Source organism: Cupriavidus sp. GW823-FHT07B10, assembly GCF_058794355.1.
On the sequence record NZ_JBXAGS010000026.1, the window covers coordinates 40,210 to 53,979 of the forward strand.

General features: G+C 59.1%; 23 protein-coding genes. 9 read left to right on the plus strand and 14 right to left on the minus strand.

Going from position 1 to position 13,770, the window contains the following annotated elements:
• Nucleotides 1-55: 55 nt before the first annotated feature.
• From AC1Q6V_RS32180 to AC1Q6V_RS32200, 5 genes are all read left to right on the plus strand, one after another.
• On the plus strand, nt 56-217 hold the full coding sequence (locus tag AC1Q6V_RS32180) for a hypothetical protein (RefSeq protein WP_492344746.1): 162 nt from the start codon (nt 56-58) through the stop codon (nt 215-217).
• Between the two features lie 193 nt (nt 218-410).
• Entirely contained in the window at nt 411-764 is a 354-nt protein-coding gene (locus AC1Q6V_RS32185; RefSeq protein ID WP_492344745.1) for a copper resistance protein CopV, read from the plus strand.
• A 199-nt stretch (nt 765-963) separates the two neighbouring features.
• Nucleotides 964-1,344 carry a hypothetical protein gene (locus AC1Q6V_RS32190; RefSeq protein ID WP_492344744.1) on the plus strand — a complete coding sequence of 127 codons (381 nt, stop codon included), beginning with the start codon at nt 964-966 and terminating at the stop codon, nt 1,342-1,344.
• Nucleotides 1,345-1,415: 71 nt separating this feature from the next.
• Nucleotides 1,416-1,685, plus strand: a complete 270-nt coding sequence (locus AC1Q6V_RS32195; RefSeq protein WP_492344743.1) for a hypothetical protein — start codon at nt 1,416-1,418, stop codon at nt 1,683-1,685.
• 141 nt (nt 1,686-1,826) lie between these two features.
• Nucleotides 1,827-2,216, plus strand: a complete 390-nt coding sequence (locus tag AC1Q6V_RS32200; protein ID WP_492344742.1) for a DUF3775 domain-containing protein — start codon at nt 1,827-1,829, stop codon at nt 2,214-2,216.
• A gap of 509 nt (nt 2,217-2,725) precedes the next feature.
• On the opposite strand, the gene AC1Q6V_RS32205 is transcribed toward AC1Q6V_RS32200, so the two are convergent.
• From AC1Q6V_RS32205 to AC1Q6V_RS32270, 14 genes are all read right to left on the minus strand, one after another.
• Complete coding sequence (locus AC1Q6V_RS32205) at nt 2,726-3,343, minus strand: hypothetical protein (RefSeq protein ID WP_492344741.1); 618 nt, start codon at nt 3,341-3,343, stop codon at nt 2,726-2,728.
• A 63-nt stretch (nt 3,344-3,406) separates the two neighbouring features.
• Nucleotides 3,407-3,733: a hypothetical protein gene (locus AC1Q6V_RS32210; RefSeq protein WP_492344740.1), complete on the minus strand. Its 327-nt coding sequence runs from the start codon at nt 3,731-3,733 to the stop codon at nt 3,407-3,409.
• 77 nt (nt 3,734-3,810) lie between these two features.
• Nucleotides 3,811-4,464 carry a hypothetical protein gene (locus tag AC1Q6V_RS32215; RefSeq protein ID WP_492344739.1) on the minus strand — a complete coding sequence of 218 codons (654 nt, stop codon included), beginning with the start codon at nt 4,462-4,464 and terminating at the stop codon, nt 3,811-3,813.
• 15 nt (nt 4,465-4,479) lie between these two features.
• Nucleotides 4,480-4,824, minus strand: coding sequence for a hypothetical protein (locus AC1Q6V_RS32220; protein WP_492344738.1), 345 nt, complete (start codon nt 4,822-4,824; stop codon nt 4,480-4,482).
• A 9-nt stretch (nt 4,825-4,833) separates the two neighbouring features.
• A complete protein-coding gene (locus AC1Q6V_RS32225; RefSeq protein WP_492344737.1) occupies nt 4,834-5,010 on the minus strand; it encodes a hypothetical protein in 177 nt (58 codons plus the stop codon).
• An 84-nt stretch (nt 5,011-5,094) separates the two neighbouring features.
• Nucleotides 5,095-5,373 (minus strand): HU family DNA-binding protein, encoded by a 279-nt coding sequence (locus AC1Q6V_RS32230; protein ID WP_195428834.1) that lies wholly within the window; start codon nt 5,371-5,373, stop codon nt 5,095-5,097.
• Between the two features lie 618 nt (nt 5,374-5,991).
• Nucleotides 5,992-6,447 (minus strand): hypothetical protein, encoded by a 456-nt coding sequence (locus AC1Q6V_RS32235; protein ID WP_195428836.1) that lies wholly within the window; start codon nt 6,445-6,447, stop codon nt 5,992-5,994.
• 67 nt (nt 6,448-6,514) lie between these two features.
• Nucleotides 6,515-7,198: a hypothetical protein gene (locus AC1Q6V_RS32240; protein WP_492344736.1), complete on the minus strand. Its 684-nt coding sequence runs from the start codon at nt 7,196-7,198 to the stop codon at nt 6,515-6,517.
• A gap of 20 nt (nt 7,199-7,218) precedes the next feature.
• A complete protein-coding gene (locus AC1Q6V_RS32245) occupies nt 7,219-7,494 on the minus strand; it encodes a hypothetical protein (RefSeq protein WP_492344735.1) in 276 nt (91 codons plus the stop codon).
• An 88-nt stretch (nt 7,495-7,582) separates the two neighbouring features.
• The gene (locus AC1Q6V_RS32250) at nt 7,583-7,903 is read right to left on the minus strand and encodes a hypothetical protein (protein ID WP_492344734.1); all 321 of its coding nucleotides are present in this window, start codon (nt 7,901-7,903) and stop codon (nt 7,583-7,585) included.
• 17 nt (nt 7,904-7,920) lie between these two features.
• Complete coding sequence (locus AC1Q6V_RS32255) at nt 7,921-8,715, minus strand: hypothetical protein (protein WP_492344733.1); 795 nt, start codon at nt 8,713-8,715, stop codon at nt 7,921-7,923.
• 83 nt (nt 8,716-8,798) lie between these two features.
• Nucleotides 8,799-9,149 carry a type II toxin-antitoxin system ChpB family toxin gene (locus tag AC1Q6V_RS32260; protein WP_492344732.1) on the minus strand — a complete coding sequence of 117 codons (351 nt, stop codon included), beginning with the start codon at nt 9,147-9,149 and terminating at the stop codon, nt 8,799-8,801.
• Nucleotides 9,143-9,394 (minus strand): AbrB/MazE/SpoVT family DNA-binding domain-containing protein, encoded by a 252-nt coding sequence (locus AC1Q6V_RS32265; protein WP_459570504.1) that lies wholly within the window; start codon nt 9,392-9,394, stop codon nt 9,143-9,145. Before AC1Q6V_RS32265 ends, AC1Q6V_RS32260 begins: the two co-directional genes overlap by 7 nt.
• Nucleotides 9,395-9,472: 78 nt before the next feature.
• On the minus strand, nt 9,473-10,162 hold the full coding sequence (locus AC1Q6V_RS32270) for a tyrosine-type recombinase/integrase (protein WP_492344731.1): 690 nt from the start codon (nt 10,160-10,162) through the stop codon (nt 9,473-9,475).
• A gap of 126 nt (nt 10,163-10,288) precedes the next feature.
• On the opposite strand from AC1Q6V_RS32270, the gene AC1Q6V_RS32275 reads away from it, so the two are divergent.
• The 4 genes from AC1Q6V_RS32275 to AC1Q6V_RS32290 all read left to right on the plus strand — a co-directional run bounded on the left by AC1Q6V_RS32275 (nt 10,289) and on the right by AC1Q6V_RS32290 (nt 13,710).
• Nucleotides 10,289-11,254, plus strand: a complete 966-nt coding sequence (locus tag AC1Q6V_RS32275; RefSeq protein WP_492344730.1) for an IS5 family transposase — start codon at nt 10,289-10,291, stop codon at nt 11,252-11,254.
• A gap of 321 nt (nt 11,255-11,575) precedes the next feature.
• Nucleotides 11,576-12,343: a DUF6884 domain-containing protein gene (locus AC1Q6V_RS32280; protein WP_492344729.1), complete on the plus strand. Its 768-nt coding sequence runs from the start codon at nt 11,576-11,578 to the stop codon at nt 12,341-12,343.
• Nucleotides 12,340-12,672, plus strand: coding sequence for a hypothetical protein (locus tag AC1Q6V_RS32285; protein ID WP_492344728.1), 333 nt, complete (start codon nt 12,340-12,342; stop codon nt 12,670-12,672). Before AC1Q6V_RS32280 ends, AC1Q6V_RS32285 begins: the two co-directional genes overlap by 4 nt.
• A 51-nt stretch (nt 12,673-12,723) precedes the next feature.
• Entirely contained in the window at nt 12,724-13,710 is a 987-nt protein-coding gene (locus AC1Q6V_RS32290; RefSeq protein WP_439673154.1) for a tyrosine-type recombinase/integrase, read from the plus strand.
• Nucleotides 13,711-13,770: the final 60 nt, after the last annotated feature.

The window sequence follows — 13,770 nt, forward strand, 5'->3', positions numbered from 1 at the left end:
ATGATGAATTCTTCTTAGCGGTAGTCCTTTGCGCAGCTTGCGCAGCATATTGACCATGACCTTCTCCCCCGTCTTGAAGGTCAGCACCACGGTGGTGTTGTCGACGCTGCGCTCGCTCTGCAGCACGATTTTCGCGCACACGGCTCTCACCCTCGTAGTCGCTGCTCCAGGCGAGCTATTTCCCGTATTTCGCCCCGATTTCGCGCATTCGCCGTAAAGATGCCTTTCAGGCGCAACTGTTACAATTTTGTTTATAGGCCTACGGCCAAGCGGGAAAAAGCCCCTGGGACGCCGAGCCGGCGCCCCCATGCGTCCCGCAACCGGCCGGCAGCCGCGATGAGAGGGAAGGCCGATGGCCGCTGGCAAGACCTGGAACTACGCCGATCTGACAGCCACGCTTAAGCGAACACATGGACCCAGAAATCTACCGCTCTCGTGAGGCTGAGGCGCAGGCCGCCCTGGACGCCGCCGCCGGCAATCAGCTCACCGCGCATGCGACAGCGCGTGGCGCATTGCGGGCTGTGGACGTGGATGGCGCGCAGACACTAGTCGGCCAGGCTGGCAACTGGATCACCCGCGGCAACCAAGCGGCCGCCGACGTCGTTGGCAACCAGGCCGCGGCCGAGTTTGCCGAGGCGCTGGCGCAGCGCGACGAGCCCGATCCCAACGATGACCAATACGGCCGGAATTTGGGCTTGGACCGCGAAACGTGGCTGCGCGAGATGCTGCACCAGGCCGGCGGGCTCGTTGGCGGCTACCTGTAGGGATAGGCCGAGCGAGACCGCGCCGCACCGGGGTGCAACTGTACAAGCGCCAATAACGGAACCGCGCGACAGAAAACGCCCCCTTGGGGCGCTCAAACAAGCGCCAGGGAGGGCGCGAACAATGGCAATGCAAATACGGCACCTACGCGAGACGCTGCTAACGTTGGCCCTAGTAACTCCCCTTGGCGCACAAGCCGCCATGAATGCCGGTGAACTGGCTCAGCGCTGCCGCAATGGAGGTTCCCTCAACCAAGTCAGCACAAATTTCGACTGGGCAGTGTGCGGGCTCACCTTGGGCGCCTATCGTGACGGCTTCATGGAAGGCACCTACCAGGGCACGATGAGGGTCTATCTCGACGACCAACAGGTCATGTCTATGGTCCAGGGCGTGAAGGACATGCAGCAGCGCACCGGTACCATTCTGCCGCGCGCCCGTTGCGGCGTGGACAACAGCGCCGAGGCGCCTGAACGTCTTCGCCAAGCCTACCTTGCCCACGTCGCTGCGCACCCGGAAGCCAACGCAAAGGGCTATCCGGAGGCACTGCGCGATGCCATTGAAAGCCGACTGTGCAAACGTTAAGCGGTTCTGAGATTAGGAAACCAAAACACCCCCAAAGGGGATAGAGACCAGCGCCTGGAGGGCGCCATTTCATGAAGCGACGATTCTTTCTGCTGCTGTGGTGGGCCGCGACACTTTGGCTGGTGGTGGTAGCCTTTGGCTGGTGGGCGTGGTTCTCCATTCATGACGGTTGGCCGGTGCGCTCCACGCTCCTGCCCGTCGACTACGTGTATGACGGGTTCCTCCGAACACGCGTCTATCCGCTCGTGGCCATCGCGGTTGCCTACGCCGCATGCTTCATTGGCTACGGTAAGCCGTACCGACCGCCGGTTGCCGCCGATTTCCCGCCACCTGGACGATGAAGACAGCCGCCCGCAAGGCGGCCTTTAATGTCATCCGCCTCCTTGCCGATAACTGTTGATATCGGCATGGCGTTTCCGATACCAAAATCGGCCGGTTGCAAAATCGGTCTTCCTCAGTCTGAATAAAAACAAGGAGTTAGTGTGACACCGAAGCTTCGCAAGACTATTGATGAACTGGTACGACTCGACGGCCAGTATCGTGCTGAAGAACAAGCACGGCATCCCAACGGCATTACCATGACATTCGGCGGCAAGGACACCAAAAAAGAACTGGCCGATATCGCGGCTGTTCTGAAGCAGGGGCCGAATCCGACGCTGAAAGTTCTGGAAGGCCTGTCCAAAGACGATTTAAGCTACATCATGGCCTTGGCCTGGTTCGGCCGGGGTGACGGCATTGCCGAGCCCGGAGCAACCTTTGCATCGGTGCTCGATTACGCTAAATCGCAATGCGACTCGCGTAGTGCTGGCTATGTCTCCGGAAAGCCCCTGTCGACGTATCTACCTGCAGGCCTGAAGCGCATGACTCTGTAGTCGTCGAAGGCTGTGGGCAATGCCCACAGGATTTTCGCACGCCCTTGGGCTCATCAAGCATCCAGTAGCGTCTCCGCGGCGTATGGGGATCGGCGAAGGGAAGGCACTTCGCCCACGCTGAAGGGACCTCCTCCCACATTGCAGCCGGGTGACGGCCGGCCGAGCTGTCGCCGCTCCTAGCGGAACGGAGCGCCCCCTACAGGCCGTTGGCTACCCAGCCTTGATTGGTGAGCGTCAATCCGTGCGTCTTCTGCAGCTTCCCCGCGTTGGCGATGACGTCCTGAATGCCAGGATATGACTGCTGGACAGCCGGATTTCTGGCCCATTCGGCGAGATCGTTAATCTTGTATGTGTAGGTGATCCCCGTTTCCTGACGATCCCCGAGTTTCGACGGCAGGTCCCATCTGACAACCTTGTCCAGTGCCGTCTTGCCAAAACAGAGATCGCCCGGCCGTCCACTTCGACTTCGACTTCTATTCTCTTTTTCCTACTTAGCAGTACTCCTGATATCAGGAGTACTTGACCCGGACCGATTCGCACAACCAGATGACCCCGTTCTCGAGTTCGATGCAATGGATCTCAACGAGCCTATTGACCGCAGCTGCATACTGCCCGGGGGTGAGTGGGGGCATCGAGTACTGTGCACGTAGCTGGTTCGTCTTCACCAAGCCGTCATTCTCGTTGATTTTGTCCTCACCATTTCGATGCTGCCACAGGGCGAGGATCGTTAGGGCTTCGACATCAGAGAAATCTTCCGCACTTCCACGCCAAACCTTATTCCAAATATACAGCCCGGCAAGAGCAGCCGCCAACACCGGCGCTACAGGCAAGGTGGCTGCGCCAATGCCTGCGAGCGAGATATCAGGGACGATATCGACCAGCTTGCGCCAGTTGAGAAGAACATTCCCTGGTTTGCGCGACTGCGCTTTTGGCGTAGTGTGGAGCGAATTCACCGTGACGAAATCGAACCGAACTTCAGGCTTCTCCGGGGGCGTCACGCTTGTGAATGCTGCTAGAACGGATTCGAGCACAGCGACAGGAAGCTCGTGAACCGGGGGGCCGGCTGACAATGCGGCGTCTAGCAGCTCTTGCCGCTTCGATTCAGCGGCTGATTCGTCGTAATTCATGGCTGTTCCGCAAATGCAAGAGGTCTTGTTGTGAGTTCTGCCATAGTGGATTCCTTTCCTTACCTACGAGTTTTCATCTTCGGACGATGCCGACTTTGCCCGTCCAGACGGCAATGGGAGAACGGCTTTGTGCCACAGCATTCCCAGCGTGAATGTGGCGACCGATGCAAGCAGCAGATACTTCAACGGCAGGTAGATGTGGTCACCGTACTCGTTACCCGGGATCTCTTCATAGACGTTGATGCGCAAGCGGACCAGCAGCAACCTCACCAACGACTCATCGGCTGGCGAGCCCGGATAGCAAGCGTTCTCTGAGAAGACCACTGAGGCGAACGCGAAAACCATGGCAATCGCCATGGTGAGAATGCCTACTCGCTTGTGTCGTTCCATGATGGCGATTCTCCCCGTGGACTACTTGTTGTTTGGAATGGAGGAGATCATCTTTTCCTCCCCTGGTGGTCGGGCTGCTAAGTGTTGCTGGGGGAGATGACGGGATCAATGAGAATCTGCATCGATAGCTGCAGCGTACCCGCTGGCTTTGGTGTCGAATCGGCATCAAAGTTCGGGTAGATATCACAAAGCACTCGATACAACTCCCCGATTAATGCATGAACAGACACCAATGGCATTCTCAAATCACGCAGGCGAATCGCCTCCCCATCCTCCGTCAGCGAGAGCAGAATTGGGCCGCCGCCAGTCTGACCACTCGCCACCTGCTGATGCATATGCTCTTGTTGGTTACGGATTGCCTTCAGCTGTTGTCTCTCCAGCAAATGATTGACTGCAAACGTCGCGAGAGCGGGGGTGGACTTTGCCAATGCAGAGATACAGGTGGCACTCTTATCGATCGAGGTGACGCAGTCCTCCATGGCTAGCGCGAAGTCAAAGATGGGAAAGCGAGCTACGTTTGAGGCCTGGTGGTTGGCTTCGATTTGGGACAGGACGATGCTGCGAGCCTCATTGTAATGCCGTCCCGCCTTGACTAGACAGTGCACGAGCCATGTCCGCCATCGCCTTACGAGATCGGCTTCTTCCCCAAAGCCGAACATGTTGCTTGCCACGGAGTGCGTACGTAGGCCTTCAATATTGCACGTCAAAGGCAACATCTTGCACTGGTCCAAGATATTCTCCTTTTCCTAGTCTGCACCTGCCACCCAACCATCCGACCAATCGGAATATTCCTGGGTGCCGATCCCATAGGGCGGCCTGCTCGGCTTCTTCTCACGCCGCGCGTGGAACCCTTCCCACCAAGCGTCTGTTCTTGAAGGCTCCGGAGCGGTGGCTATAGCTTGTCGCTTTGCAACTTCAAGATCGCGTTCACACTGGTCTACGGCATCACGCAGCGACTGCTGACGCTCCTCGCGGCGGCGCTCCTGGGCGCCACTTCCTTCACTACGTTCGCAATCGCGCTCCAACTCGCTCAGGAGGGCGGCGTTCGCTGATGCCAGCGCGGCTTCAGCTTGTTCAACGGTCTTATTCATGAATATTTCCTACTCGTGATCCCTAAGGTCGGCAAGGGTCGCTTCCAGCGTCTCGGCCGCGTCTGCACGGCGGCCTGCAGTCGCCTCGTCAAGCTCGGCACAGGATGGCATCTTGCGGGACTCTGCGGCGTCGCGAAGTACGTTGATCGCGAGTCGGCGCACATCTGCGGTGGTCAGTGATGACATGCTCTTTTCCTATCTGGTGCCACGTCGAGGCCTGACGGTTGCCGCCGCTTCGCAGCGGCAAGGATCAGGCGTCAGCTCACCTGGTTAGTTGTTGACGGCATCCTTGAACTTCTGGCCCGCCTTGAACTTCACGGTCTTGGCTGCTTCGACCTTGATCTCCTCGCCAGTCTGAGGGTTGCGCGCCATACGCTCGGCGCGTTCGCCTTTGCCGAAGCTGCCGAAGCCGATCAAGTTCAGGGTGTCACCCTTGGCCACGGTGTCCATGATGGTGTTGAGGGTAAAGTTCAGCGCCTGTTCCGCTTTGGCCTTCGTCAGGCCGTCCACACCAGCCGCGATGGCATCGATCAATTCAGTTTTCGTCATGCATTGCTCCTTCTCAAGTTGTAAATTTCCTTGCCGTCAGTGCCGGGACAACGGCCTTTCCAATGGGCGTTTCGCCGTCACGTCAACGTTCTCGGTCAGTTCTTCGGCGTTGCCAAACTCCCACACGGGTTGCTCCGCAGGTATTGCATAAGGTCGTCCCCTTGGCCCAACGCGGCCGCCGAGGATGTCTGCCGCCGCGTTATCTCAGTTATGTTCCGCGCCGTAGCTTGCAACTCGACTAACGTCAGGGGCTGCCGGAACCACGCATCGGTTCGCGCGGAATTGATGAACGTTTGATACTTGGGCTCGCTCATGCCAAGGTAGGAAGAGACATGCTCGCGACCCTTCTCATATAGGCACTCGACTGGCGCCTGTACACTTGCTGTGTCACGGGGAGGGAATGAACGAAGCTCACCCAACTGCGGAGCTGCACATGCAACCAGTGAGAAAGAAAGCGTTGCGGCACATAGGCGGAGGTAAGGCGTACTACCCATCTTGGCTTGGTTGCTCCGTGTCGTCTTCATTCTTCTTTTCCGGGTTAGCTTGCGCCAGTCATCATGCGCGGCGATCTGCGGCCATAAGGTCACGAAATAAAGCGACGGCGCATTGTCAGTCTGGTCATTCAACGGACCAGTCGTCAATACCGGGAAAGACTTCGATGTCTGCCCACGTGCCATCAGAATCTTGCCCGAAACCAAAGACGAAGATTTTCAGTGGAATAGTAGGCGGGGCCTTCCGCCCGCGATTTCGATGACCGTGCCACATACATGTAATTTGATCGCCGGCGGCGGCCGTGACCCTAACTTCTCTTATCTCTTTCGGAGGTGCATACATGCCAAGATCCTCCTGAGTAAGTTCGCTGTGGGCAAGTACGGCAGTCGCGATCTGCCTCTTAAGCTTCTCCAGATTGGGAAGACTTTCCCAGCCCTCCGAAACGACTGACGTAAAATTCAAACTAAGCAACTTGTGAGACATAGGGAACTCCTCATGCAACGAGTGCGGCATAGTTTGTCGATTCTTACCGCCCGACTGTGACGCGCTGCGGCGAACGTGCTGATGAAGCTGCTCGTTCATCGACTCTATCGTGTTCGCCCTGCTTTTCCGATCCGTTCTGTTGCACTGCGTGATACAAAATCATCGTTCACCATCCCCCTGCCAATTCGTGGCGCAGCCCAAGGTGGAGGCAGTTCAACCACTCACATGCGGTTGTAAGCGTCTCAAGCTCCGACTTCAGAAGGTCAGGCGTGTAACGAAATGCTTCGATCACAGTGTCATTTTGATCGACCACGACAAACGCCTTGAGCGGGCCCTGCTTCTCTGCCGGCCATCTTGAAATGTCTTCGATCGGCAGCGGCCTGTTGCTCGATTTCGTTGAGTTGTTCTCTGTTGGATAACGGAAAAACACTCCTCGGCTGTCCATCTCATCAATTATAGCTATGGCGTCATCAAGCTCAGGCGGCGTCGAAAGCCAATCCGTCTTCGCGCGCAATTCCAGTTCGGCTCGATGACGCGTCAGCAATTCAATTAGGGATCGATAAAGCACACTGAGACTGTGAACGCTCGTCAATGACTTTTGCTTTTCAGCTACCCGAATAGGAGGATAGGGATCAGCGCTCGCAACGAGAGCGCGGTGCGACACGATGAGCGCAGATTTGAGAAACAACTCGGCAGCGTGCCGCAACAGGAAACAGGTCGGTAGCTCGCGATGCGTAATGGAGTCCTTCTCTGCGGCAATCAGCGTTTCGGCACTCGCCTTAAAGGCAGACGCCATTGCACCGAAACCATCATCAGCGTGCTTGTCGTACGGAGTGAGTAGCCAGTGCATACCAGTCCCTTTTCCGTGGTCTATTGGACGACCTTGGGAGGGGCCTCGGATACAACAATACCGCCCACTTCGATAGCTTTCTGGATGGCACCAATGAGGTTCCCTGCCCCCTCGTTGGTGAGTCGAATAACCACCTTTACCGCCTCCACTTGGCCCGCTACCGCCGCCATCGCGTTTATATCAAGTTCCCCTGTTTTCCCACGAAACGTGATCGAGATCGGAGCATCAACATGCATTACAAACTCGCCGGTCAAAGGCTTTCGTGGCAGAGCATTCTGGTCATTCTCTTTGTCCATCCTCATTCCATTCCCTATGTTCAGCTGGCTACCGGCCAGCGGCGGGGCGTTGTCGCACCAGGTGCTTTTAGTGTCGGTTAGGTGGCAGCTATTCGGCTTCACCAAGGAAGCGCAGCAGTTTATTGCCTACGGCGACCAGCCACAGGCCGAAGGCTACGAGCGCGATCGGCGGCAGCGCACCGAGCCAGCTTTCAGGCACCCACCAAGTTGGCAAGCCGGGGTAAAGATCCGCCAGTTGCAGCGACGGCGCTGCCGAGCGTGCGGTATGTTGAAGTATCCCGATTGCGCGCGTGGCAAAGGCTCCGGCGACGCCAGCGATGCACCACAGGCCGCCCAGATATACAAACAGGCGTCCCGTCACCAACAGACGGCGCGGACGCTCCAGTAAAAAGGCAGGAAGCCAATCCATTCTTCTTTTCCCCTTCGTTACCTGGTCGGGCGGTGCTTGACTAGCGCTTGAATGGCCTCTTCCTGGGCATGCAGCGCGGCCGGCAGACTGTCTTCGTCAGCTGCATTTACCGCCGCGGTGGTCTCCCTAACCTTCTGCTTCAGACCCGCCAGCATCGGGTCGCGATCCTCGGCGCTGCGCACCCGTCTTTCGAGCCATTCAGCTACTTGAATTGCATAGTCTTCCATTCTCGCTTTACCTTTCTTTTTCCTATTACTCTCGCGATTGGCGTTGCCATCCTCGGCGTCGAGTCGAGCCTCAATTTCCGCTGCGTGTCTCGCCACATCGTCCATGTCGAACGAGCCCTTGTCATCGGACAAATCAATCCGAGCAATTGCGCACGCCCGAATCAGCGCTTCCGCCACGGAAACTGCGTCCGGCTCTTCTCCAGGCCGTATCCACTTCGCAAAGCGCTCCCTTTCAGCCAAGACGTCGCCGAAGTGCATGACCCGCCAGCACATCGAGAAGCGCGTCGGCTGGGCAATACCTTGCTCCTCAAGCTCTTTCGTCACTGCCAACATCCCCCGATTGACCGGAATGTCAGAGAAGGCGAACGTCCCAAAACCCTCAATACCAATCTTCCTTGATGCAGGGTTATCAACGGGCATACTCATATGAGCTGCGGCGCTGTACAAGTTGCTGCAGAACAGGTACAGCTCCTCGTCAACAGGCAGATTGACCCACTCTGCCATGTGCGAAAGCGCAGCTTCATTCCGACCCCTTGCCGCCGTGACCCGCTGTTCGCGGCTTCCCCGTCTCTTGGCTTCACCCATGGTTGATCTTTACCTATCGGCTGCCGGCCGGTGCGGGGCGCACGTGCGCCTGGTGCTTTTCCTGTGTTGACGCCTACTAACGGCTATTCGAGGATGGTTTGAAGGCGGGCGAGCGCATCTTCCACAACCTCGGCAGGTGCGCGTTCGAGCTTCCTCGCGCCGCGAGCCTCAAGATCCAGCGTGCGCACCATGTTCACCAGCGCGACACCTTGGGTCGCCGTGCCAGCACCAGACAGCGGAACAGCAAAACCAGCGAAGCGCGCGAAATCGCCTCCCTGCGTAATCGGTGCAACCAGGGCAACACCCAGAGCGTTGAATGCTGCCGGTGAAAGCACAAGCGCAGGACGGAAATCGCCCTGTTGCTCCCGCCCCTCTGTTGGGTTCAAGCTCACTCGCACAATGTCGCCCCGGTCAAACTTGGCGCGCCTCACCATACTTCGCGCCCCACCGGTTTGACCCCGCTCCAATCACCCAGCCCCTCAGGGGTCGGCGCCTTGGGGTCGCACTGAGCAACCAACTCATCGAGTGAATACTTGTGCCGAGCAGGCTTAAGCATGACGCCGTCCGGACGCACATCGACAGACAGCTTGTCTCCCAATGCCACCTTGAGTTGTTCAAGCAAGGTTGTGGGCAGGCGCACAGCCGCGCTGTTGCCCCATTTTTGAATTGACAGTTCCATCTCGGCACTCCTATTGCGTAGATTCATTGTAGATACAAAGGCGTAACACGTCAAGATTCTGTTTCTACATTGTAGCTACTAAAGGCTATCACCAAGTGCTGCTACCGCCTCTCGACGCTCTTTGTTTGAAACTTCGAGATACGGCGCAATGTGGTCCAGCTCGGCATGCCCCAACAACGTTTGCACGGTTTCGAGCGAGTGGCCCTGTGCGAGGAGTCGGCTGGCAAACGTTCGGCGGCCAGAGTGGCTGCTGTAGCCGGTGCCAAAGCCCGCCGCGCGGTACAGGCCTGTAACGTAGCTCTGCAAACTGTCGGCCGCCAGGTACTCGACCAGGTCGCCGGCATCGTTGACGCGACGCTTGACACTCAGCTCGTACCGACCGCCCTTGTGCGTCAGGATCAGACACGTCTCTGGCATCAGACCACGCCACGTGCGGCGATCCATTGCGGTGCCCTTGTTGTTCAGCCATCGCCATTCGATGTAGCGCTCCAGGGCCGCCACTGTCTTCTGATGGCTGAGATAGACGCAACGTTGCCGGCAACCTTTCGTGATAGCCGCTCGCAGGCTCACCTCTTCGCGAAGTTGGCCACTGGGCAGCAGAACGTCGGCGACTTCGATTCTGGCAACCTCCGACACCCGCATGCCGCAGGTGAATGCCAGTAACAAGATGAGCGTGTCGCGCTCCGGGTGCCGGCTGGTGGCTTCGGTGACCCGGAGCAGATGTCGGATCTGGGACGGTTTGAGGGTCTTGGCGCGTCTGATGTGCATCGTTTCTCCATCTCGGAATACGCTCGATTTCGAGCATTGTTACGAGAGAGAAACGGCTAGGGATTGTGTTCAAAACCCGCACAAGGCCTGATATCCATGAGCAGGCTTGGCAGCCACAATGAGTGCATGAAACAGACAGACCTCGGCTTGGACTTGAGCAATCGGCGCACGCGCAAGCGCGTGTTTCTTGACGAGATGGAACGCGTGGTGCCGTGGCGTGATTTTGTGGCACTGATTGCGCCGCATGCGCCGGCCAAAGCAACGGGTCGTCCGCCATTTCCTGTTGAGGCGATGCTACGCATCCACCTTCTGCAGCAGTGGTTTGGTCTGAGCGACGTGGCTATGGAGGAAGCGTTGTATGACACGCCTCTGTACCGTGAATTCGCTGCCTTGGGTGGCATGAGCCGCCTTCCCGACCGCGTCAGCATTCTGCGCTTTCGGCATCTGCTCGAGCGCAATCAACTGGCCGAGCAATTTCTCAAGACCGTCAACGAGCAACTCACTGCCCGCGGCTACATGCTTAAAGAAGGCACGGCGGTGGACGCCACGCTCATCGCGGCGCCGAGTTCGACCAAGAACAAATCGGGAGAGCGCGACCCTGAGATGCACCAGGCCAAGAAGGGAAACCAATGGCATTTCGGCATGAAGGCTCACATTGGCGTGGATGCTGACTCGGGCCTGGTGCACACGGTGGTGGGCACGGCCGCCAACGTCAACGATGTCACGCAAGCCCACGCCCTGGTGCATGGCGACGAGACTGACGTATTCGGTGATGCGGGTTACCAAGGTGTGGAAAAGCGCGGCGAGACGCAAGCCATCGCGGCAAACTGGCACGTCGCGATGCGCCCTGGCAAGCGCCGCGCCTTGGATAAGGACACCCCGATGGGCAAGGCGCGCGACGAGCTCGAACGCGTCAAAGCGCGCATCCGCGCCAAGGCGGAGCACCCGTTTCGCGTCATCAAGCGCCAGTTCGACCACCTCAAGGTGCGCTACCGTGGGTTGATGAAAAACACGCAGCAACTGCACACACTGTTTGCCTTGAGCAATCTGTGGATGATGCGCCGACGAATTTTGCAGTCAGCCAAGGGATGAGTGCGCCCGGAATCGGGAAGCAGACCCGAAACGGGGGCGAAATCGTCCGCGTTCATGCCGAAATTGGCATCGGATTGGCGTGAAATGGCTCCTCGATTTCATCTGGCGACTCGTATGATCAGTTCAGCGTCGCTGAGCTGGTTTTGGACACCATCCCTAGCGCTCCTTTCCATGATAAACCGGCTTATTTCCTGCTGTCCTCGGAAAAATTGGATCGGCGAACCGGACGATGGCACGGTCCAACGATAGGCGGGTGCGCGGCTCCCTTGACTTAGGGGTGATCTCGGTAGAGTGGGAAGCATGCAACGAGATACCCACCCAATGCTCTCCACCACGCAACTTTCCCTGTTCCCCATCGTGCCGGCGCGCTGCAACGAGGCCGCCGAGCCCGCCCTGCTTTTGATGGCCTGTTCCGGCTCGAAGCTCGAGCGGAATGCACCTGCCATCGATCTTTATCGGGGCGTCATGTACCAATCGTACCGGGCACACCTGCGCAGCGATGTGGCGCCCCGCGTCCTGATCCTGTCCGCGCGGCACGGTTTCCTGCAGCCCGACACAGAGATCGCACCCTACGACCAGCGAATGACCCGGCAACGTGCCGACCAGATGATGGCGGATTTGTCGACCTACCTGCGGCCCGCTGCCTGGCCAACGCGCGTCGGATCGGTGATGCTCGCTGGCGGCGCCGAGTATCGACGCGTCATGCGGGCCGCGTTGGCCTGCCGGTACGGCCCTGCCCTGCCTGCCCTGCAGGAAACCTGTGGTGGTATCGGCATGCAGCGATCGCAGCTCGGCGCCTTTCTTTCAGGGCTGAAGTCTGCGTTCCGCGACCAGATCGGCCAGCATGCCAACGGTACCCCGATCTTTCGCGCCTACGGTCGGATCCAGGCCGGCGCAATCGCGACCCTGCGCTACCGGGCCGCGCCAGCCCTCCCCGCCCGTCAGGTGCGAGTGCTTTCCGTCTTCAACGGGCCCAGCGGTCCCACTGCCGATGTTGAGGTGGAAGACTTCGTGCGTGGACGCGCAAAAATCTCCCCCCGCTGGGTCAGGGTCGCGGATCTCCAGCCTTTCACCGGGGAGCGGGCATGAGTGATTTCGACCGGCAACTGCATCGTGAAGCGGTTGAACTGTGCCAAACCGGCCCGGCTACGCCCGACAAACTCGTGGCGCTGGCCCATACCGGGTTGAAAGCGTGGGCCAAGGTCGGCAATCTGCAGTTCCCGCCCGAAAAGCGGTATGCGCTGCTACTGAAGATCATGCGCTACTGCGCCGACGAATGCCTGCTCGCGTGCTGTTTTACGCAGGAGGACCGCTTGGAACGGATTGCGGACATGCTGGATGCCGCCTACCCCCGCTATGCCTGCACCCGCGCAAGGCTCGCCGCGCGCCGCAACCGTTATGGGCGGCCGCGGTTCTGACCCCCTGGCCTGCAAGCAAGATCCGCCGCGTAGCGGTGGCAGGGGTGTGGGATGGGCCAAATTCAGTATATAACAGCGGGTATGGCACAAATGGACTCCCTCTGGCTCAGCAACCCAATCCTCGCCTACCGCGACTGGCAGGCTCGTGAGGCAGCCGGCGCCGATCGCCGCCCGTTCTCGGCACGCTCGATCGTCCAGCATCAGGCGATGTTCGAGAACTTCCGCCGACACCTGATGACCAAGGGCGCAAGCATCGCGACTTTTGGCGCGGCCGATCTCGACGCGTTCTGGCAAACACCGGATGGCCGCACATACTCCCAGGCCACCCGCACGCGGTACGTGAAGCTGCTGGACCGGCTGTGCCGGCATCTGGTCTTCACCGGCGTACGCCTGGACAACCCTGCGGCCTCTCTGCTCTCGGCTGAACCGTGGCCAGATCAGGAGCCCACACCTCTGTTTCTGACGGAAGCCGAGGACGCGCGGCTACAGGCCTACCTTCGATCGATTCCTGACGATGTGGCCAGCTTGCGCAGCCGCGCGATCGTCGCCGCTTTCCTCGGCACGGGAATCACCGCGGGAGAAGCTCGCGCCGCGCGCCTAGCGGATCTGTGGCCGGACGCGATCCCGCCCTACCTGGTCGTGCGCACTCGTGGCCCGCGAGACGCCCGGACCGTACACCTGGCCAAGTTCGCGGTACCGATACTGCGGGCGTGGTGCGCACGGCGCGTGACGCTCCCTATCGACGGCGACCTGCTGTTCACCCTCACCCCGGATGGCCGACCGATCACCGACATGAGTTTCGGCCGCATCGTGGCCACCGCTCTTGCAGAGATCGGGTTCGTCGGCGCTGAGCCAAGCCCGCGCACGTTGCGCAATACCTTTTGCCGCCGCCAGCTCCTGGCCGGCCATTTTCGCGATGAGGTCAGTCAAATGTTGGGGCTGGCCAGCACTCGCACCTGTGACCGAATCGCCGCGACCCTGATGCCCGAAGGCGATGCGCTGCGAGAAGCCTCAGGCCCCGTCAATCCAGGCAAATAGGAAAGCCATGGCGATCGCGCGCCGATAGATTGCTTTCACGGTGTCCAGCGGGATTTCCTT